This is a genomic window from Marivita sp. S2033 (genome assembly GCF_046592965.1).
GTDB lineage: Bacteria > Pseudomonadota > Alphaproteobacteria > Rhodobacterales > Rhodobacteraceae > Marivita.
The window spans coordinates 65,411-84,054 of record NZ_JBISBV010000008.1; the positions used below are offsets into that span (position 1 = coordinate 65,411).

The 18,644-nt window shown below is 59.2% G+C and carries 20 protein-coding genes; 9 read left to right on the forward strand and 11 right to left on the reverse strand.

The window, feature by feature from the left end; all coding sequences use genetic code 11:
* Positions 1–87 precede the first annotated feature (87 nt).
* Positions 88–456 carry a hypothetical protein gene (locus ACGKZZ_RS13695; RefSeq protein ID WP_411224140.1) on the reverse strand — a complete coding sequence of 123 codons (369 nt, stop codon included), beginning with the start codon at positions 454–456 and terminating at the stop codon, positions 88–90.
* Positions 453–1,943 (reverse strand): UbiA family prenyltransferase, encoded by a 1,491-nt coding sequence (locus ACGKZZ_RS13700; RefSeq protein ID WP_411224141.1) that lies wholly within the window; start codon positions 1,941–1,943, stop codon positions 453–455. The genes ACGKZZ_RS13695 and ACGKZZ_RS13700 overlap by 4 nt, the downstream gene beginning before the upstream one ends.
* A 180-nt stretch (positions 1,944–2,123) precedes the next feature.
* Between ACGKZZ_RS13700 and ACGKZZ_RS13705 the strand changes: the two genes are divergently transcribed.
* Positions 2,124–3,791: an ArnT family glycosyltransferase gene (locus tag ACGKZZ_RS13705; protein WP_411224142.1), complete on the forward strand. Its 1,668-nt coding sequence runs from the start codon at positions 2,124–2,126 to the stop codon at positions 3,789–3,791.
* Between the two features lie 6 nt (positions 3,792–3,797).
* Here the strand turns inward: ACGKZZ_RS13705 and irr are convergent, their stop codons facing one another.
* Positions 3,798–4,214, reverse strand: coding sequence for a Fur family transcriptional regulator Irr (gene irr / locus ACGKZZ_RS13710; RefSeq protein WP_411224143.1), 417 nt, complete (start codon positions 4,212–4,214; stop codon positions 3,798–3,800).
* Positions 4,215–4,387: 173 nt separating this feature from the next.
* On the opposite strand from irr, the gene fabA reads away from it, so the two are divergent.
* From fabA to ACGKZZ_RS13730, 4 genes are all read left to right on the forward strand, one after another.
* Positions 4,388–4,897 carry a bifunctional 3-hydroxydecanoyl-ACP dehydratase/trans-2-decenoyl-ACP isomerase gene (gene fabA / locus ACGKZZ_RS13715; protein WP_411224144.1) on the forward strand — a complete coding sequence of 170 codons (510 nt, stop codon included), beginning with the start codon at positions 4,388–4,390 and terminating at the stop codon, positions 4,895–4,897.
* 112 nt (positions 4,898–5,009) lie between these two features.
* Positions 5,010–6,239 carry a beta-ketoacyl synthase N-terminal-like domain-containing protein gene (locus ACGKZZ_RS13720; RefSeq protein ID WP_411224145.1) on the forward strand — a complete coding sequence of 410 codons (1,230 nt, stop codon included), beginning with the start codon at positions 5,010–5,012 and terminating at the stop codon, positions 6,237–6,239.
* A gap of 1 nt (position 6,240) precedes the next feature.
* The gene (locus ACGKZZ_RS13725) at positions 6,241–7,032 is read left to right on the forward strand and encodes an enoyl-ACP reductase (RefSeq protein ID WP_411224146.1); all 792 of its coding nucleotides are present in this window, start codon (positions 6,241–6,243) and stop codon (positions 7,030–7,032) included.
* Positions 7,033–7,174: 142 nt separating this feature from the next.
* On the forward strand, positions 7,175–7,849 hold the full coding sequence (locus tag ACGKZZ_RS13730) for a flavodoxin reductase (protein ID WP_411224147.1): 675 nt from the start codon (positions 7,175–7,177) through the stop codon (positions 7,847–7,849).
* A 52-nt stretch (positions 7,850–7,901) separates the two neighbouring features.
* Here the strand turns inward: ACGKZZ_RS13730 and ACGKZZ_RS13735 are convergent, their stop codons facing one another.
* The 7 genes from ACGKZZ_RS13735 to ACGKZZ_RS13765 form a co-directional block, all read right to left on the reverse strand.
* Positions 7,902–8,312, reverse strand: a complete 411-nt coding sequence (locus tag ACGKZZ_RS13735; protein WP_411224148.1) for an OsmC family protein — start codon at positions 8,310–8,312, stop codon at positions 7,902–7,904.
* 15 nt (positions 8,313–8,327) lie between these two features.
* Complete coding sequence (locus ACGKZZ_RS13740) at positions 8,328–9,620, reverse strand: TRAP transporter large permease (protein ID WP_411224149.1); 1,293 nt, start codon at positions 9,618–9,620, stop codon at positions 8,328–8,330.
* Positions 9,617–10,156: a TRAP transporter small permease gene (locus ACGKZZ_RS13745; protein ID WP_411224150.1), complete on the reverse strand. Its 540-nt coding sequence runs from the start codon at positions 10,154–10,156 to the stop codon at positions 9,617–9,619. The genes ACGKZZ_RS13740 and ACGKZZ_RS13745 overlap by 4 nt, the downstream gene beginning before the upstream one ends.
* Positions 10,157–10,165: 9 nt before the next feature.
* On the reverse strand, positions 10,166–11,176 hold the full coding sequence (gene dctP / locus ACGKZZ_RS13750; RefSeq protein WP_411224151.1) for a TRAP transporter substrate-binding protein DctP: 1,011 nt from the start codon (positions 11,174–11,176) through the stop codon (positions 10,166–10,168).
* Between the two features lie 108 nt (positions 11,177–11,284).
* Positions 11,285–12,436, reverse strand: a complete 1,152-nt coding sequence (locus ACGKZZ_RS13755) for a PLP-dependent cysteine synthase family protein (RefSeq protein WP_411224152.1) — start codon at positions 12,434–12,436, stop codon at positions 11,285–11,287.
* Between the two features lie 101 nt (positions 12,437–12,537).
* Positions 12,538–13,116, reverse strand: coding sequence for a UbiX family flavin prenyltransferase (locus tag ACGKZZ_RS13760; RefSeq protein ID WP_411224153.1), 579 nt, complete (start codon positions 13,114–13,116; stop codon positions 12,538–12,540).
* The gene (locus tag ACGKZZ_RS13765) at positions 13,113–14,621 is read right to left on the reverse strand and encodes a UbiD family decarboxylase (RefSeq protein WP_411224154.1); all 1,509 of its coding nucleotides are present in this window, start codon (positions 14,619–14,621) and stop codon (positions 13,113–13,115) included. Before ACGKZZ_RS13765 ends, ACGKZZ_RS13760 begins: the two co-directional genes overlap by 4 nt.
* Positions 14,622–14,758: 137 nt before the next feature.
* Here ACGKZZ_RS13765 and ACGKZZ_RS13770 point away from each other — a divergent pair, with 137 nt between their 5' ends.
* From ACGKZZ_RS13770 to ACGKZZ_RS13785, 4 genes are read left to right on the forward strand one after another with little or no spacing between them, the layout of a single operon-like run.
* Positions 14,759–15,301 carry an SCP2 domain-containing protein gene (locus ACGKZZ_RS13770; protein ID WP_411224155.1) on the forward strand — a complete coding sequence of 181 codons (543 nt, stop codon included), beginning with the start codon at positions 14,759–14,761 and terminating at the stop codon, positions 15,299–15,301.
* Positions 15,301–16,278: a peptidase U32 family protein gene (locus tag ACGKZZ_RS13775; RefSeq protein WP_411224198.1), complete on the forward strand. Its 978-nt coding sequence runs from the start codon at positions 15,301–15,303 to the stop codon at positions 16,276–16,278. The genes ACGKZZ_RS13770 and ACGKZZ_RS13775 overlap by 1 nt, the downstream gene beginning before the upstream one ends.
* A gap of 4 nt (positions 16,279–16,282) precedes the next feature.
* Positions 16,283–17,188 carry a U32 family peptidase gene (locus ACGKZZ_RS13780; protein WP_411224156.1) on the forward strand — a complete coding sequence of 302 codons (906 nt, stop codon included), beginning with the start codon at positions 16,283–16,285 and terminating at the stop codon, positions 17,186–17,188.
* A gap of 18 nt (positions 17,189–17,206) precedes the next feature.
* The gene (locus ACGKZZ_RS13785) at positions 17,207–17,728 is read left to right on the forward strand and encodes a DUF2478 domain-containing protein (RefSeq protein WP_411224157.1); all 522 of its coding nucleotides are present in this window, start codon (positions 17,207–17,209) and stop codon (positions 17,726–17,728) included.
* Here ACGKZZ_RS13785 and ACGKZZ_RS13790 read toward each other — a convergent pair.
* Positions 17,716–18,582 carry a glycosyltransferase family 2 protein gene (locus tag ACGKZZ_RS13790; RefSeq protein WP_411224158.1) on the reverse strand — a complete coding sequence of 289 codons (867 nt, stop codon included), beginning with the start codon at positions 18,580–18,582 and terminating at the stop codon, positions 17,716–17,718. The two genes, ACGKZZ_RS13785 and ACGKZZ_RS13790, sit on opposite strands and share 13 nt — an antisense overlap.
* Between the last annotated feature and the right edge of the window lie 62 nt (positions 18,583–18,644).

Consider the following 18,644-nt stretch of genomic DNA (forward strand, 5'->3'; position numbering starts at 1 on the left):
AGTTCAAGGACTTGATGCCTTGATTGCGCCGGTCTCGCGGGGCGATCGCTTGCGAAACTTGTTCAAACAAGTTCTCGAAAATTTAGCTCAACCGCTGCGCGCCATGACAAGTAGCCCCAGAACGATCAATCCCAGCCCGAAAAGCCGGGTGGCTTGCACTGGCTCGCCCAGGAAGATCATTCCCGATGCCGCCACCATCACAAAGCTCATCGCGACGAACGGATAGGCGAGCGAAAGGTCGAGTTGGCGCAGTGCGAACAACCAGAACACGGTTCCGATTCCGTAAAGGGCGAGGCCCGCGAGCACCATCGGGGAGAAGATCAGCGATGCTGATTTGGCAAGAACGTTAGCATCAGGCGCGAGCGTTGCGCGCCCCACGCCAATCTTGAAGGCGGTTTGCCCGAGGGCCGACAGCGTAACGCTGGCAAAGACCAGGGCGAACGCGGCCAGGGTCATCCGGCGCTCCAGACGATGTCGATCAATCTGGCGCTCACAATGATAACAAGCACCAGACCGACGCAAAGGCGGCTTATCGTGTCTTTCAGTGCGAAAACCACAGGATCGTCGCCGATCTGGCCTCGGCTGGCCCATGTCCAGCTGCGATACGTCCAGAACATCATTATCGGTATGATGAACCACAACAGAAACGGCGAATTGTAGTTGGCGTGCACTGCTGTCGAATTGACATATTGTGCCAGCGTGAGGACCGAAAGCGCTCCGTTCGCGATGCCGAACGTCAAGACAAGCTGGACCTCGGAGGCAAAGTAATTGCGCGATGGCAATCTGGCATTGTCGGTCGCACCGGCCATCCGATCCAACTCGATGAACCTTTTCATATAGGCAAGGCTGAGAAAGAAAAACAGCGAGTAGGTCAGCAGCCACGGGCTCGGCGTCAGGCCTGTCGCGGCCGAACCGGCAAGGATGCGCACGGTATGAAGGAGCGACAGTGCAACCACATCAACGGTGGAATATTGCTTTAAAACAAAGGTATATGCGGTTGTGAGGATGGCGTAGCCGATGAGGACGAAGCCAAACAATGCGTTAATGAAGAAAAAACCGGCTGATACAGAGGCGACCAGCAAGACTACCGCAGCGGGAATGCCTTGCCTGATCGTGAGATCGCCCGCGGCAAAGGGGCGCTTGTATTTTGACGCGTGCTGGCGGTCCGCCTGAATATCCATGATGTCGTTGATCAGGTAGACGCCCGATGCGCAGAGGCTGAAGCAAAGAAACGCAAGGACGCCGGCGAGCATCACCGGAAGATGCACATATTCATGTGCAAACAGGATCGGCACAAAGACCAAAATGTTTTTGGCCCATTGATGGGGCCGCATCGCGGTGAAGAGTGCTTGAAGAGGCGAGATTTTTCGCTGCACGATCAAGGAATGCGCATCGGGATCGCGGCGCATCTCCTGGCGCGCCGCCCGTTGGGGGGCGACGAACCCGGAGCGTGCCGCTGATTGCCAAATCGGGATGTCGGCGGCGCTGTCGCCCAGATATTCAAACGGGCCTTTCGACAACTCGTTGATCGCCCGAAGTTTCTCGGCGCCCTTCAGGTTTCGCCCCGGCTCAGAAGCGATCACCGCGTCGAACAGTTTCAAATGAGCAGCGACGGCGTGAGCGACGGTTGCGTCCGCCGCAGTGGCAAGGATAACACGTCGGCCCTTGGATCGCTCATTGCGGATGTAATCAAGGACCTCATGGCGGTACGGCAGATGAGCAACATCGGGTGGGTTGGATAACGCCAACGATCTCTTTAATCCGGCCAATCCCCCGGCGCGATATGCCTTGAGCGCAGAGCCTATCGCAGTGCGATCGCGCGCAGCATGAACGAGCGATTCCTCAGCGATATCGGTCGCGATCAGCGTTCCGTCGAGATCGACGTAAAGATCGAGCAAGGGATCTGGCGACGGTTTGGAAACGATCCGGGGCATGACGTTCATTTAAACTTGCTCACGCGACAAAGCGCCAAAAAAGTTGAAAAATGCCGGGAAAACCCGTTTGTTTGGTTTGCATTGCGCTTTCGTGGCATTTTCTGCACCTGCCAATCGACTTTTGATCTCAAGGGCTTTTACGCAGTAATGGTTAATTTCGGCCAAAAGACGGCGCGGATTGGCGTTTGCGTGGTTTTGTTCGCAACGGCGTTCCTGCTGCGTGCGTGGGGCGCGGATTTCGGTCTGTTCAACGGCGACGAGCGCGTGAACGACTCGGCGCGGTTTCTGGCGGGCCACTTGGTTCCGACTCAGCACTTTTACCCCCCGTTCTTTAACTACCTCAACGGCGCGGCATTTATCGGGTTGTTCCTGTTCGGTCTGAGCGTCGACATGTGGAGCACGACCGCCGAATTTCGTCAGGCATACTTTAGCGACCCGACGCCGTTCTACCTCACCGCGCGCTATGTCACCGCAGCCATCGGTGCGCTTGCCGCGCCGTTGTTCTTCAGTGCGTCGCGTCGACTCGGGCTTGGCACCGGTCTTGCCGTGATCTCTGCCAGTTTTGCGGCCATCTTTCCCATTGCGGTATTCATGGCCCACATCGCCAAGGGTGACACCGGCCTCGCCGTGTTTTGCCTGGCCGTGGTCTGGACGTTTTTCATGCGTCTGGAAAGCAACCACCCAACGCGATGGAATATCATAATCGGACTCTCGGTCGCGTTGGCGCTTGGTTTCAAACAGTCGGCGCTGCTGTTTCTGGGCCCATTGGCCTTGGCGATGATCGTCGTGCTCGCCGGGCGCGAAGGCAACGTTTCGGCGCTGAAATCCTTTGGCATTGCGCTGCTTTTTGTCGTGATTGCCTGGCCGATCATGAACATAGGTATTCTTCTCGATATCGACGGTTTCTGGGCGTTCCAGCGCATTCAGGCCGTCATGTCGGTGCGCGATCAGGATGGGTTTGGTGCCGGATTGCCGATCACCATGCAGATCTTTGGCGACGCCGTCATCGGGCTGAACCCGGCGATTCTGGCCATTGCATTGATCGTGCCGGTCTGGGCCGCCTCTGGCGCCTGCCGTTTGAGGCTGCGCGATGCGATCATCGGCGTATGGATCGCCAACGCGGTTTCGACCATTGTGATTTCGCTTTTGGTGGGCACCCGACAGCCAGAGCAGCTGTTCCTGCCCAATCTCTACGTTTTCCTTCTGCTTGCCGTTGTTGTGCTGATGGACATGCTGCGGGTCTATGTCCGATGGCCGAGGGCAGTTGTCGCACTCGTGAGCCTGGTTGGGTTCGCCATCATGCTCGCGGGTGCAAAAAACGTCATCGGTCAGGCTCGCGCGACACCGATTGCTCAGGATTTGGCGACCTATCTCCTTGAACACCATTCGGATGCCCGCATACAGACCGGCGTTGTTCTTCCCGTGCCACAAACCGTCGCGGCGCAGCGAATGGAATTGGATCGGCTGGAACGACTAGGCCGGAAATACAACATCGACATGCCCGACATCGCGCCAGAGCGGATCATCGTGGACGATGCGCAGAACGCCTTGTTTTGGGTGCATGCGCCGTTTGTGATGTCAGGACTTGAAGGCGATGGAGCCATAGATCAGGACTTCCCGATCGAGCCGCATGCCTGGCCGGTTCAGCCGGAAGAATGGAACTTACAGAGGTGGCGTGATGCAGGATTTGACGTTTTTGCGGTGAACCATTTCGATTTTCTGGTTGCGATCAGTCGCTCCAGCTACATCCGCACCTTCCACACCGACTTGCAGGAGCACTGCAAAACGGTTCAGAGCTACGACGCGCGCAAACCGTTGTTTCTGGAGTTCGACGTTCGGGTATTCGAATGTCCCTGACGCGCGTCAGGATTTGCGAAGTTTGATCACGACATTCACGCTCGAGATCTCGGCCCCCATCGGGGCGTCAGGAATACGCGCGATCTCAAGTTGATCGGCTGGCGCATCGGTCAAGCGCCCTTCCTCTTCCCAAAAGAAATGCGGATGATCGCGCGTATTGGTATCGAAATAGCTGCGCGCCCCATCCACTGTGACCTCTTGCATCAAGCCCGCGTCGCAGAACGCCCGCAACGTGTTGTACACCGTGGCCTGAGACACCTGTTCTCCGACCTCTTTGGCGGCTGCAAACAAGCTCTCAGCAGTCACATGCCGGTTGTTGCCGTCGCCAACCAAAAGCGAGGCAAGCGCCACACGCTGCCGGGTCGGGCGAATTCCGCCCTTGGACAACCATTGCGTTCCGCGGTCTGTTTCAGGTGACGACATGTCGGTCCCATTTCCTTTGGCTCGCTTTTATATAGGGCGCGAAGGTGGTTTATTTCAATCGGAAATCCCGTGCGACCGGGTTGCAACCCGATCGATTGGCGGGCTTGCGCGTCTGTTCGACGCGGTGCTAAACCATGAGAGACTAGAGAATTTTCCGGGGAGATATGCCGCAAATGTCCGATTTTCCGCGCCGTTTTGATCGTGACGACCTGTTGAAATGCGCGCGAGGCGAACTTTTCGGCCCCGGCAACGCCCAGCTTCCGGAACCGCCAATGCTGATGATGGACCGGATCACCGATATCTCCGGTGATGGCGGTGAACATGGCAAAGGCCACGTCGTCGCCGAGTTCGATATCAAACCCGACTTGTGGTTTTTTGACTGCCACTTTCCCGGAAACCCGATCATGCCGGGATGTCTGGGGCTGGACGGACTTTGGCAGCTGACCGGTTTCAACCTGGGCTGGCGCGGCTGGCAGGGGCGCGGGTACGCCCTTGGCGTGGGAGAAGTGAAACTGACGGGAATGGTGCGGCCGGACCGCAAGATGCTGACCTATTATGTCGATTTCACCAAGGCGGTTCAAACTCGCCGGTTGACGATGGGGGTCGCGGACGGACGTGTCGAGGCGGATGGCGAAACCATCTATCTGGTCAAGGACATGAAGGTCGCTCTGTCGGAAAGCTGATCCGAAAATAGCGCTTCGTGAATTGGGCCTGGAGTGAGACACATTCGCTCTGCTCTTGCTCCTGCCCCCGATCCTGCCCTACACATTCCTGAAACATTTGTAAGGAGCTGTGATGCGCCGTGTCGTAATTACCGGACTGGGAATTGTCTCGTCCATCGGACAATCCGCCGAGGAAGTTGCCGGCAGCCTCAAGGCCGGACGTTCAGGCATTTCTGCAAACGCCGATATGGCCGAACATGGATTTCGCTCTCAGGTCGCAGGCGCGATCGACATCGATCTGGCCCAGCATGTCGACAAGCGGACCTTGCGATTCATGGGCCCCGGTGCGGCCTATGCGCATATTGCGATGGGGCAGGCAATTGCAGATGCGGGATTGAGCGATGCAGAGGTCGTGCATCCGATGACCGGCCTGATCGCAGGCTCAGGCGGGCCGTCGACCAGCGCGATGCTGGCGGCCCATCAGACGGTCCTCCAGACCGGAGCAACCAAGCGGATCGGGCCGTTCGCAGTGCCCAAGACCATGTCCTCGACGGTGAGCGCCAACCTCGCGACGGCCTATCAGATCAAGGGCATGAATTTCTCGATCACCAGCGCCTGTTCGACGTCGTTGCATTGCATCGGCATGGCGGCGCAGCAGATCGCGCTGGGCACGCAGGATGTCATGTTTGCCGGCGGCGGCGAAGAACTGGACTGGACGCTGTCCTGCCTGTTCGACGCGATGGGGGCGATGTCATCCAAGTTCAACGATACGCCAGAGCGGGCGAGCCGCGCGTTTGACGCGGATCGCGACGGGTTCGTGATCTCGGGTGGCGGCGCGATCGTGGTGCTTGAACCGCTGGAGCGCGCGCTTGCCCGTGGTGCGAAGATCTATGCCGAGGTTACAGGATTTGCGGCGACCTCCGATGGCGCGGACATGGTCGCTCCCTCGGGCGAAGGCGGTGAGCGCGCGATGCGTGGCGCGCTGAAAACGCTGCCCGAGGGCCGCGCGGTCAGCTATATCAACGCGCACGGCACCTCGACGCCAGTGGGCGATGTGGGGGAGATCGAAGCGGTACGCCGTGTGTTCGGTGACGGCAGCACACCCGCTGTGAGTTCGACCAAATCGATGACGGGGCACAGCCAAGGCGCGACTGGTGCGCAAGAGGCGATCTACTGTCTGTTGGCGCTGCGCGATGATTTCATCATCCCGTCGATCAACGTGGAAACGCTGGACCCCGCATTGAAGCCGGCTGAAATTGCCACCGAACTGGTGGAGAATGCCGGGCTCGATACAGTGATGACCAACTCTTTCGGGTTCGGCGGGACCAACGGTTCAATGCTCATGTCAAAATATCTGGATTAATATGACCAAGCAATTGCAAGGCAAGCGGGGCCTCGTCATGGGGGTCGCAAACGAACGGTCGATCGCGTGGGGGATCGCCCGCGCGATGGCCGAAGCGGGCGCGGAGCTGGCGTTTACCTACCAAGGCGAAGCGTTTGGCAAACGGTTGGAACCATTAGCCAAAAGCGTCGGGTCGGACTTCATGGTCGATGTCGACGTGACCGACGACGCATCTCTGGATGCCGCGTTTGAAAAACTGGGCGCGCGCTGGCCGACGATAGATTTCGTCGTCCATGCGATCGCATTTTCCGATAAATCCGAATTGACCGGGCGGATCCTCAACACGAGCCGCGACAATTTCAAGACCTCGTTGGATATTTCCGCCTACAGCTTCATTGATGTCGCGCGGCGCGCACATCCCTTGATGGTTGAAAACGGGGGAACATTGTTGACGCTGACCTACATGGGATCAACCCGTGTCACGCCGAATTACAATGTCATGGGCGTGGCCAAGGCTGCACTCGAAGCGGCTGTGCGCTATTTGGCGAATGACCTCGGGCCGGAAGGCATTCGCGTCAACGCGATCTCGCCCGGTCCAATGAAGACGCTGGCCGGTGCGGCAATCGGTGGGGCACGCAAGACGTACAAGCACACCGACGAGAACGCGCCGCTACGCTCGAACGCAACGCTGGAGGCGGTGGGCGGCACGGCTGTCTACCTCGCTTCGGACGCCGGCGCCTGCACCACCGGAGAAATTATTCGCGTTGACGGCGGCTTTCACATTCTTGGCTTGCCGCAATACGAAAACCTCTGATCCGCATATCCGGTCAATCTGTACCAAAGGACTTTTCCCGGAGGAATTGCAGGTTACATGGTGATCGGCGTTGATGGACACCGGAACTCTCGCTGATGGGGACGGTTCGTCTTTCAAGCTGTTTTCGCGAGAGAGAGGGACCATGACCTACAGACTGACGCTTCAGAGTATCGAACCGGTAACGCACGACACGCATCATCTCATTTTTGACAAACCTGCCGGATTTGAATTCACCCCCGGTCAGGCAACCGACCTCTCGCTTGACCGCGACGGCTGGCGCGACAAGAAACGCCCCTTCACCTTCGTCAACCTTCCCAGCGATTCAACGCTAGAATTTGTGATCAAGTCTTATCCGGACCACGACGGCGTGACTGAACAGATCGGACAGTTGGGCATCACCGACCAGGTTCTGATCGAAGACCCTTGGGGCGCAATCGAGGATGAAGGGCCGGGCGTTTTCATCGCTGGTGGCGCAGGAGTGACCCCGTTCATCGCGATCCTCAAGCGCCGGTTGCAAACCCACGGCACTTTAGATGGGTGCCATCTGGTGTTTTCCAACAAGACCGAGAAAGACATCATTCTGCGCGACGCGTTTACATCCATGCCCGGTTTGGTCTGTCACTTCATTGTCACAGACGATCCAGAGAGCGAATTTCAGCGCGACCGGATTGATAAGGAGTATCTGGAGGAGATCGCGAAACAGACGGACGGTCCGTTTTACGTTTGCGGTCCTGAACCCATGATCGACGACATCGTCAGCGCGCTGAAAGAGTTGAACGTGAGCGAAGAGCGCATTGTTCGCGAGGATCTGGGTTGAGGCCGTCGCAGCCCCGAAATCGCGTGATGTGTCGGTGATGGAGAGGTCGGTGTCAGGTATCTTCGGTCTGGACTGACACTGTGATGTCGCTGTTCAACGAATTGCTCACCGTGCAAATGGCCTTGGCCTGCTTGACGACCGCGTCAATCGAATTTTGATCCGCCACGGGCTTGCCGATAACCGTGATCTCAACACTGCCCAAGCGGCTGGGTTCGTCGCCTGCCTTGATCCCGGTCACGCTGACGGTGAACGGAAGAGGTGTCGCGCCGCGCTGTTCAGCGGACCAGCGCACTGATTTCAGGATACATGCGGCCAGCGACGCGAGAAGCAGATCGACAGGCGTGTGTGATGGCGGGTGATCCGTCGACTTTGAAACATCACGGTAGGCGTAGCGAATGGCCGAACTCCCGTCCGAGATGGCAAAGACCGGACCGAATGTTCTTGGTTTAGCACTGAGACCCATGGTTCGGCTCCTATGTCAGAAAAGAAGGTTCGGCAGAAAAAGCGCCAGAATCGGGAAAGCCGTCAACAGCGCGATCATACCCAGATGGATCATCCAGTAGGGAATCGTCGCGACCGCGACCCGACCCAGACTGACTTCGTTGTTGGTCAGCGATGTAAGGACAGACAAGTTCAGCCCGACCGGTGGCGTCACCTGACCGATTTCAATGACGATGGTGATCACGACGCCGATCCAGATCGGATCGAATCCGAGTCCTGTCAGAAGCGGAAAGACGACCGGCAAGGTCATGATCATCAACGACAGACCGTCAAAGAAGCAGCCCATCACAAGGTAAATCAACACAACCAGCAACAGCACGCTATAGGTGCCAAGGCCGCTTTCGGCCACGCCTTCCAGAATTTGCTGCGGCAGCCCCAGGATGCTGACCGATTGCGCCAGAATGGTCGCACCGAGAACCAGAAAGCCGATGGAGGAAAAAAGCAGCACCGAATTGTAAATTGCCTGGATCAGTTTGGCCAAGGTGAGATCACCCCAGACCGACGAGACAACCACAGCCAGTACCACGCCAACACCTGCGGCCTCGGTCGGAGTTGCAAGCCCTGCCACTATTGTGCCGATCACAGCGGCGATCAGTGCCAGAAGAGGCCAGATCTGGCGGAATCCCAAAATGATCTGCCACGTCGTGCTCGACTGCGCATCTCGTGGTGCGAGGGCTGGGTTGCGCATGCATCGCACCAGAATATAGGCCATGAACATCGCGCCCACCAAAATCCCCGGCACGATCCCGGCCGCAAACAGCCGACCGATCGAGGTTTCCGTCAGCGCGCCGTAGATCAGGAATGACAGGCTGGGCGGGATCAAGAGACCAAGCGTACCGCCACCGGCGAGGCTTCCGACAACCGTGTCCTTGTCGTAGCCGCGCTTGGTCATTTCGGGATACGCGACCGAACCCACGGCGGCGGCGGTGGACAGGCTCGATCCGCTGACCGCGCCGAACAGGGTGCACACCGCGATATTGGTATGGAGCAAACCGCCGGGAACGCGCCGAAACACCGGGGAAAATGCGGAATAGGCTTTTTCGCTGATACCGCTGCGCAGCAGGATTTCGCCCAGAAGAATGAACATGGGAACGGCGCTGAGCGTGAAGGAATTGAACACGCTCCAGATCGCGTCAATGGCAAGCGACGTGGCACCGTTCGAATAGAATTGCAAAATCACCAACCCGGTCAGGCCAAGCGCCGCGCCCAAGGCCATGCCGGTGCCGGCGCTGAAGACGATACCGCCGATCAGGGTTAACCAGAATGTCATGTGTCGGTGGTCTCGAAAGGGGTGGTTTCCAGGTTCTCGGGCTTTGCCATGTCGATGATACCGACAACGCGGGCCAGCAGGATCGTTCCGGTGATGCCGAGCGACACCGGCATCAGGATCATCCAGGGCCATAGCAGGATGCGCGTCGTTTCGGTTTTCAAACCGCGCCGGAATGCGAATTCGAACCAAGGGATCGTTTCAAGGATGAGCCAGCCGAAAAAACCGATACCTGCCAACAGCGCGATATAGCTCATACCCGTATGCGCGCCACCCTTCAGGCGGTCCGCGATCAGCGACACACGCACATGGTTTTGCTTCAAGGTAACCATCGGCAGGCCCAGAAAGAGCGACACGCTCAGCATCAACCCGACAACTTCTTCGGTGATGTGCAGCGGCGCATTGGCGAACTTTCGCATCAGGACGCTCGTCACGATGATGCCCACGATCGCCGTCATTCCGAAAGCCGCCAAAGCGGCACACGCCAGGGCCAGCCGTTCCAGCCCCAGCGCGATAAAGGTTTTGAGCGGTTTCGCCATCAGCGGCTTTTAGCGGCCAAGCGCGTCAAGCACACGCTGGCGATAGGCCGGAGCGTTGCCGCCAGCTTCGTCAGCCAATTTTGCCCAGGTTTCTGTCATCGAAGAGACAACCAGCGCACGATCTTCGTCCGAGAAATCCTCGATCCACTCGACGCCGCCTTCGGCCAGTGTCTTGCGGGCCTCCATCTCGCGTTCGAGATCCTTTTCATACTGGTTGGTGCGCTCCCAAAGGTCGTCCGCCGCCTCTGTGATTGCGGTTTTGAGGGACTCGTCGGTGCTTTCCCAAAGATCGGTTGAAACGCCGATGACATATGGCCCGGACGCCATCGGATAGAGGTAGGAGGCGTATTTCGCGACTTCCTGAAGCGACACGGTTCCGGCGTAGAGTGCCGGATACAGCGCGCAATCAACCACGCCGGTTTTCATCGCCACATACATGTCTTCCTGCGGGATGATCTGGGCGGCCACACCAAGATTGGTAAAGGTCTCGACCTGATCACGCGCCCAGACACGCAACTTCTTGGACTTCAACTCTTCAAGCGTGCGAACCGGTTCATTCCGGCAGAACACGGACACCGACAGCATCGGAATGGCGACATAGCCAATTGACGAGACACCCCAGTCGGTGAATTCTTCCTGATAGATCTCGCGCACCGTGGGGATCACTTTCTCGAATTCCTCGATCGAGCCGATGGTTCCCTGCACCACAACCGAGCTGAGTGCCGGCGCGTCGCGACCAAGGTAGTTCGCCCACATGAGGCTCATCTCGACAGCGCCCTTCGGGAGAAAGCGCAACGTGTCGGTGTTGGGCAAGCCAAGCGAGCCGCCGCTGTAAATCTTGAGCGTGAAGTCATCGCCCGTCGCCGCGTTCACATCCTCGACAAACTGCTCCATCTGCGCAGTTTCAGGACGGGTTTCGGGCAGAAAATTATTGAAGCGCCATTCTTCGGCGGTTGCGGTCGAGACTGCCATGCCTAGCGTGGCCAGCCCCAGTGTCGCGCTGGTGAGGATCTTTTTCATGCCGAGTGCTCCTTGCTGTCGATGAAAGCGTTGATCAGGTTTGTAAGTGGCTGCTGCGCGTCTTGCCAGTGTCGCATTGATTTCATGTTGTGTCACTGAACCCTGCCGTCATGTCGCAAGCTCCTCCCAGATTCCGTCTTTCAGAAACGCGCTGATTTGGTCGCGATAGGGGAGGGGGTGAATATTCTGTGCGGCGCGCCAATCCGGGTCGTAGTAGCTGTTTGCATAGCGGTTTCCATCGTCACAAATCACCGAAACGATAGACCCCGATTGATCTTGAGCCTGCATTTGCGCAGCGATCCAGCACAAGCCGTAGAAATTGGTGCCGGTGGAGGCGCCGACACGGCGGAACAGGTGATCCGACAGCGCCATCATTGCGCCGACGCTGGCATTGTCGGGAACCTGGATCATGTGGTCGATCACGCAAGGCAGAAATGACGGTTCGACGCGCGGGCGGCCGATGCCCTCAATGGCAGACCCCTTTTTACCGGTCAGGGCGCAGTCGTCACTCAGGTAATTGTCGTAAAAAACCGAATTCTCCGGATCGACCACGCACAGCCTGCTGTCATATCCCCGGTATCGAATAAAGCGCCCGATGGTGGCAGATGTGCCTCCGGTCCCAGCGCTCATCACGATCCAGCGGGGGACCGGGTGCGGCTCTTCTGCCATCTGAGTGAAAATGCTCTCGGCAATGTTGTTGTTGCTGCGCCAGTCGGTTGCGCGTTCCGCATAGGTAAACTGGTCAAGATAATACCCGCCTGTGTCGTCAGCGATCTGGCGCGCCGCGTCGTAGACCTGCGAGGCGTGATCCACCAGATGACAGCGCCCACCAAACCGCTCGACCGCGTCAATCTTGCTGGCTGATGTCGTCGCTGTCATGACGGCGACGAAATCCAGCCCCAGTTGTCGGGCAAAATAGGCCTCGGACACAGCGGTCGAGCCGGAGGACGCTTCGACCAAGGTGGTGCGTGGGCCGATATGGCCGTTGCACAGGCCATAGAGAATTAACGACCGCGCCAAGCGGTGTTTCAGACTGCCGGTCGGATGGGTGCTTTCATCCTTGAGGTAGATGTCGATCCCCTTGAGTGCAGGCAGTGAAAGGCGGATCAGATGCGTATCCGCCGAGCGATGCGCATCGCGGTTCAGCAGCGCGATGGCGTCGCGCACCCAGCGTCGGGCGGAATCATCGCCTGGATCAATACCTGCATAGCCGAAACACCGACCCGTCGACGCGCTTTTTTCAGCCTTGCGAATGTTCATGATCCCCCCGTCTTTGCAGTTGTGTTGCATCATAAACTCCCCGCTTGCAATCTGAAGTTCATTGCGGTGAGCGGGAGGTATTGACGGGTTTTCCTGTAGGATCAGGCAGTTGCCGTGTCATCCCACCGATTTGCCTGCGGTTCCGAAACGCCGAGAAGATCAATGGCGCGGGCGGCGATCTGGGTGACGATCTCGGCAACGCTTTGCGGATTGAGGTAAAATGCCGGCACCGGTGGCAAGACGATTGCGCCCATTTCGGTGGCGGCTGTCATGTTGCGAAGATGGGCGAGCGTCAGCGGAGCCTCGCGCGCCAGCAGGACAAGCCGGCGCCGTTCCTTGAGTTGCACCCCGGCCGAGCGCGTCAGCAAATTGTCGTCCAGCCCGTGCGCGATCGCAGCCAGTGTGCGCATGGAGCAGGGCGCGACAATCATCCCGGCGACCGGAACAGACCCTGACGCGATACTGGCACCGATATTGGTGTTGTCATGGCACCGCGTCGCCAGAGACCGAAGTTCGTCATAAGCGGTCGCACCACATTCCTCCGCCAGGGTCCGTTCGGCCGCCGCACTGGTCACGAGGTCGATCTCTGCACCCAGCTTTGCCAGCTGCTGCGCGACTGACAGGCCAAGCGCGGCTCCGGACGCTCCGGCGATTCCCAGGATGACGCGCGGCGCGGTCATGGCGCGGTCTCCGGCATCAGACGGGACAGAAGGTCGGCTGCGAATGCGGCATCCTCTGGCGCGGTTTGCATCACCTCGCCCCATTGACGACTGGTTTCGCTTTCGATCTTCACGGTGGCATCAATGCCCATCTTGCCCGCCAGTCCGGCTTGCGGTGAGGCGAAATCCAGATAGTCCATTGGCGTATTCTCGATCATCATCACATCGCGCGCCGGGTCCATGCGCGTGGCCAGAGCCCAGGCAATATCATCCCAGTTCGCCGGATCCAGATCGTCATCCACCACGACGATGATCTTGGTATAGCTGAACTGCGGCAGCATTCCCCAAAGCGCCATCATCACGCGGCGCGCCTGACCGGGATAGCGCTTGTCGATGCTGACGACCGCCATGCGATAGGAACAGGCGGCGGGCGGCAGCCACAGATCACGGATCTCCGGAATTTGCGCGCGAATGGTTGGCAGGGCCAAACGGTTGAAAACCTCGCCGATGATGGCAGGCTCGTCAGGCGGACGTCCTGTAAACGTAGAGAGATAGATCGGCGATTTGCGGTGAGTGATGGCTGTCACATGCATGACCGGAAAGGGTTCGGCCGGGTTATAATAGCCGGTATGGTCCCCGAATGGTCCCTCCGGGGCGGTTTCACTGGGCGACACCCAACCCTCCAGCACGATCTCGGCCTGAGCAGGAACCATTAAGGGAACTGTCCTGGCCGCGACAAGTCGCGGGCGCGCCCCGTTCAGCGCACCGGCGAAGGTCAGCTCCGACACGGTTTCCGGTAGTGGCAGGGCCGAGGACAGCAATGTCGCGGGATCCGCGCCAAGCACGATCGCAACTGGCGTCGCCTCGCCATTCCTCGCCCAACTGCGGTGATGCGCGGCGCCGCCGCGATGGGGCAGCCAGCGCATGATGAGCGTTTCGCGCGATAGCACCTGCGCGCGATAGACGCCGGCATTGTAAGCCCCGATATTGGCAGCGTCCGATCCGTAGGGACGCGTGATCACCACCGGCCAGGTGATGAGCGGTCCGGCATCGCCCGGCCAGTGCGTCTGAACCGGAATGCGAGACAGATCGACATCGGTTCCCTGAAGGACCGTCTCGTGTAGTGGCGCGGAATCGGTAAATTTCGGGCGTGTTGCCAGCGCGGCCTTCAGCATCGGCCAGCGTGACAGCACATCGCGCAGTCCGTCAGGCGGTGCGGGCGTGCGCAGCGCTGCAAGAAACGCGCCCAGGGCATCAAGCTTGTCCAGCGTGATTCCGAGGCCGGCGGCGACCCTCTCGGATGTGCCGAACAGGTTGACCACAACGGGCATTTCCGAAACGGACCCATCCGGCAGCACCGGCGTGTCAAACCGCAGAACCGGGCCGCCGCGTTCCAGAACCGCACGATGAACGGCGGTCATCTGATGTCGGATCGACACCGGATCGGCAATGGCGCGCAATCGGTCGGTGTCGCCGCACCAATCCAGAAAGCTGCGCAAGGTGGGATAGGACGGCAGGTCTCGCACGGTATTTCCTGTCAGGCGGGATATCCCGCGAGTAGCAGCAATAAACCGCAGGCAACTTGATCAAGGTCAATTCCACTGGGCATCCCTGCGACTAAGACAAAGGCTGATGCGCAGACCCCGATACGAAGGAGTGCGACTTGTCTCATCCGACCGAGCAGATCCCGCATTTTCCGGTGCCGATGACCTTGGCCTTGCGCGTTCTGCCGCTCGCGCCGTTGTCGTTCTCGTTGACCGCCGTGTCGCGCAGAATCGCGCGCCAGCACCCCGGACTGTTCCGCCGCCTTGGCGAATACAGCCACACACGGTTCGTGCTTGATCCGACCGACTTGCCGTTCGTCATCCACCTCGATCCCAATGGCGGCGTGCCGCAGGTCACGCTGACGCGCGGTCGTGGCAATGGCGCCGCACGGATTGCAGGCCCGCTCGCGGCTCTTCTCGGGCTCGTTCACGGCGCTTATGACGGTGACGCGCTGTTTTTCTCACGTGATCTGGTCATCGAGGGCGACACCTCGGCGGCGCTCGCGCTGCGCAATGCCATCGATGACGCCGAACTTGATCTCTCCGAGGAAATCTCTGGCTATTGCGGCCCCATGAAAGAGCCGTTGAAGCGGTTCATTGCGTTGATTGAAAAACAAAGCGGCGTCAGCCTGACCCGCGCGGGAGAGGGTGCAACATGGTGATGGAAATCGTTTGTCCGGCGGGAACACCCGCCTCCTTGCGCGCGGCGGTGACAGCGGGCGCGCACACAATTTATTGTGGCTTTGCCGACGAAACCAACGCACGCAACTTTCCCGGCTTGAATTTCGACCGCGCGGAAATGCGCGAAGGGATCGCGTTTGCCCATGCGCGTGGGTCGAAGGTTCTGATTGCGATCAACACCTTTCCCCGCGCCGGGGACGAAGCGCTGTGGCACCGTGCGGTTGCCGATGCCGAAAGCTGTGGCGCCGATGCCGTCATTCTGGCCGATCTGGGGTTGCTGGATCATGCCGCCCGACATCATCCCGGCCTCAGACGGCATCTGTCGGTGCAGGCGGCTGCGGCCAATGTCGATGCCGTCAATTTCTATGCCGACACGTTCGGCGTGAAACGGGTGGTGCTTCCACGCGTTCTTTCGGTGCAGGAAATCGCCGCGATCAATGCCGAAACCGAGGTCGAGACCGAGGTGTTCGTGTTCGGTGGTCTGTGCGTCATGGCCGAAGGGCGGTGCTCGCTGTCGTCTTACGCCACTGGCCTCTCGCCCAACATGAACGGTGTCTGTTCCCCTGCGAGCCATGTGGAATACCATGATGACAGGGGGGTTCTGGATGCAAAGCTTGGTGGCTTTACCATTCACCGCGTCCAGAAAGATGAACCGGCGCCCTATCCGACCCTGTGCAAGGGATGCTTTAGCGCCGGAGAAAAGACCGGACATCTGTTCGAGGATGCCGTCAGCCTGAATGCCGAACACCTGATCCCGCAGTTGCAAAAGGCCGGGGTGACCGCCCTCAAGATCGAGGGACGGCAGCGTTCGCGGTCTTACGTGGCGCAGGTTGTTCGCAATTTCCGCGCCGCCGTCGATGCTCTGGAGGAAGGCCGACCGTTGCCCGAGGGGATGCTGGCGCGGCTGTCGGAAGGGCAGGCGATGACGACCGGCGCATACAAGAAGACATGGAGATAGCCGCATGGAGCTAACTGTCGGACCGAACCAGTTCTTCTGGACAGCAGATCACCTGACATCGTTTTACGACGAACTGGCCACGGCCCCGGTTGACCGGGTCGTTCTGGGAGAGTTGGTCTGTTCGAAACGCCTGCCGTTTTATCAAGATCGAATCCCGGATGCGATTGCAGGACTGCTTGACGCTGGCAAGCAGGTGGCCCTGACCAGCCTCGCGCTCGTCACACTGAAACGCGAACGCAAACTGACCGGAGAGTTGGCCGAGATGGGCGTGGAGGTCGAGGTCAACGACCTGACCGCGTTATCTCACCTGCCCGATGGCACCCGGTTTTCGGTCGGGCCGCTGGTCAACATTTATAACGAGGGGACGCTGGCATGGCTGGCGTCTCGCGGCGCGGCGCGGGTGTGTCTGCCGCCCGAATTGCCCGTGGCCTCTGTCGCCACACTTGCAGCCGCCGGCGCCGATCTGGGCCTGGCGATCGAGGTCTGGGGTCATGGACGTTTGCCGTTGGCCATTTCGGGGCGCTGCTATCACGCGCGCATGCACGGGCGGACCAAGGACAATTGCCAGTTTGCCTGCGAGGACGATCCTGACGGGCTGGAGGTTCGGACATTGGAAGGCAAGCCGTTCCTGGCGATGAACGGGGTGCAAACCCTGTCGGACAGCTACGCGTGCGCCGCCCACCAGATCGACGCGTTGCGCTCTGCTAATGTGCAAGCGCTGCGCCTGTCACCGCAATCCAAGGGGTTCAACACGCTCTGCGGGCTCTACCGGCAGCTTCTCAATGGCGATATCGACGCTCGGCAGGTGACCGGCGCGATTGAGCAGATTGACAAGGACACTCGCCTGTCAGACGGGTTCCTGACCGGCGCGCGTGGCGCGGATTGGTCCGGTAAACTTCAACATGCGTAAGCCTGGAGAGGAGCAGCCATGAAAATTGCGAGCGTCACATCTTCGGAGCGCGGCGGAACCGACCAGGTGCTGTGCGACGTTGCCGCTCGATTGCAATCGCGCGGTGTGTCACTTGCAGGTGTCCTCAAGGACACCGGATATGTCAGCGGGTTTTCAAACGGCTGCGACATGAGGGTGCGTGTACTGCCCGACGGTCCGGTCATCAAGATCACGCAGGATTTGGGGTCTGGGTCCGATGCCTGCCGCCTTGATCCCGGCGCGATTGCGCAGGCTGTCGCCAGCGTCGAGGCGGGCGATTTGAACAGCGCAGAGCTTTTCATCCTTAATAAGTTCGGACCCGAAGAAGCCGCCGGGCGGGGCTTTTGTGACGCGATCGGTGCTGCACTGGAGCGTGGCATCCCGGTTCTTGTCGGCGTAAGCGGCGCAAGCAAGGCGGCCTTCGATGCCTATGCCGACGGGCTCGCCACAGCCTTGGAGCCGCGAACTGACGCGATCCTCACATGGTTTGACGTGCCGGAGGGATCAGATCAAAACCACTGACCGGGTTCCATCAGACCCAGATCGAGAAGCTGTCTGGAATGCCACTCGAACGCAACCGAGTTGTGCCAGCGAAACGTGTCGATCTCGAAGGCTGATCCGGGATTGCGCTTCAATGCCTTGGCGGTGCGGAACGAGATGATCGACGCCGTCAGATTGTTGTGCCACGGGCACGCGTAGGTGTTGTATTCCTCATCATTGAACGTGTGATCATCGCGCAGTTGCAGCCCCGGCTTGGCACAAAACAGCGCGATACGGTCGATCTTGCGGCGTTCGGCCGGAACGTGTTCTTCATACCGCCACCGCAGGCCACCGAAAAAATCGAGTTGCCGGTCTTTCGGGTCATGGGTGACGGGATCGGGCCGACCCAGCGCGTAATAGCCCGAGCGGTCAAGGTAGGCGTCTTCTATGCACACCGCATTGGGGTGCGTATCAAGGTTGCCGGCATAAACATCCACCGTGTAGCACAGCATCGCATCGCGCCGTTCCTCTGTGTGAAAGGCCAGCAATTCCCCGATCGAGCGGGTTTCGCAAAACGGGAAGAACAGGAATTCGGCGTTGTAGCAAAGATAGAACCAGACCCCGGACGCCTTGGCGATGATCGCATTCACGATCGCTTCGCGATTCCGGTCGCGCGCAATGTTGGCATCGACACGGATCACTTGCATTTCGACATCAGCGGCAAGGTCGAATTCGGGTAGCATGAACACGATTATCCGCTGAAACCCGAGCTGAAGGTTATGCCGGAGCGTTGCGTCAACCTCGACCGCATCCTCGACAAAAACCAATGCGACCGGACCCTTGGCGACAGCGCCGGGGTTCCTGGCAAGTAGATCGTCAACACCTGTGTAACGCATAAAGCCGCCTGCTTCGCTTTTCGCCACAGACTCGGTGAAAAAACCGTGCATTGCAAGACGGG

What these genes read in the sequence shown, in the direction of transcription:
- ACGKZZ_RS13695 (WP_411224140.1), bottom strand. Translation starts at nt 456, where the DNA reads ATGACCCTGGCCGCGTTCGCCCTGGTCTTTGCCAGCGTTACGCTGTCG.
- ACGKZZ_RS13700 (WP_411224141.1), bottom strand. Translation starts at nt 1,943, where the DNA reads ATGAACGTCATGCCCCGGATCGTTTCCAAACCGTCGCCAGATCCCTTG.
- irr (WP_411224143.1), bottom strand. Translation starts at nt 4,214, where the DNA reads ATGTCGTCACCTGAAACAGACCGCGGAACGCAATGGTTGTCCAAGGGC.
- fabA (WP_411224144.1), top strand. Translation starts at nt 4,388, where the DNA reads ATGTCCGATTTTCCGCGCCGTTTTGATCGTGACGACCTGTTGAAATGC.
- ACGKZZ_RS13720 (WP_411224145.1), top strand. Translation starts at nt 5,010, where the DNA reads ATGCGCCGTGTCGTAATTACCGGACTGGGAATTGTCTCGTCCATCGGA.
- ACGKZZ_RS13725 (WP_411224146.1), top strand. Translation starts at nt 6,241, where the DNA reads ATGACCAAGCAATTGCAAGGCAAGCGGGGCCTCGTCATGGGGGTCGCA.
- ACGKZZ_RS13730 (WP_411224147.1), top strand. Translation starts at nt 7,175, where the DNA reads ATGACCTACAGACTGACGCTTCAGAGTATCGAACCGGTAACGCACGAC.
- ACGKZZ_RS13735 (WP_411224148.1), bottom strand. Translation starts at nt 8,312, where the DNA reads ATGGGTCTCAGTGCTAAACCAAGAACATTCGGTCCGGTCTTTGCCATC.
- ACGKZZ_RS13740 (WP_411224149.1), bottom strand. Translation starts at nt 9,620, where the DNA reads ATGACATTCTGGTTAACCCTGATCGGCGGTATCGTCTTCAGCGCCGGC.
- ACGKZZ_RS13745 (WP_411224150.1), bottom strand. Translation starts at nt 10,156, where the DNA reads ATGGCGAAACCGCTCAAAACCTTTATCGCGCTGGGGCTGGAACGGCTG.
- dctP (WP_411224151.1), bottom strand. Translation starts at nt 11,176, where the DNA reads ATGAAAAAGATCCTCACCAGCGCGACACTGGGGCTGGCCACGCTAGGC.
- ACGKZZ_RS13755 (WP_411224152.1), bottom strand. Translation starts at nt 12,436, where the DNA reads ATGAACATTCGCAAGGCTGAAAAAAGCGCGTCGACGGGTCGGTGTTTC.
- ACGKZZ_RS13760 (WP_411224153.1), bottom strand. Translation starts at nt 13,116, where the DNA reads ATGACCGCGCCGCGCGTCATCCTGGGAATCGCCGGAGCGTCCGGAGCC.
- ACGKZZ_RS13775 (WP_411224198.1), top strand. Translation starts at nt 15,301, where the DNA reads ATGGAAATCGTTTGTCCGGCGGGAACACCCGCCTCCTTGCGCGCGGCG.
- ACGKZZ_RS13780 (WP_411224156.1), top strand. Translation starts at nt 16,283, where the DNA reads ATGGAGCTAACTGTCGGACCGAACCAGTTCTTCTGGACAGCAGATCAC.
- ACGKZZ_RS13785 (WP_411224157.1), top strand. Translation starts at nt 17,207, where the DNA reads ATGAAAATTGCGAGCGTCACATCTTCGGAGCGCGGCGGAACCGACCAG.
- ACGKZZ_RS13790 (WP_411224158.1), bottom strand. Translation starts at nt 18,582, where the DNA reads ATGCGTTACACAGGTGTTGACGATCTACTTGCCAGGAACCCCGGCGCT.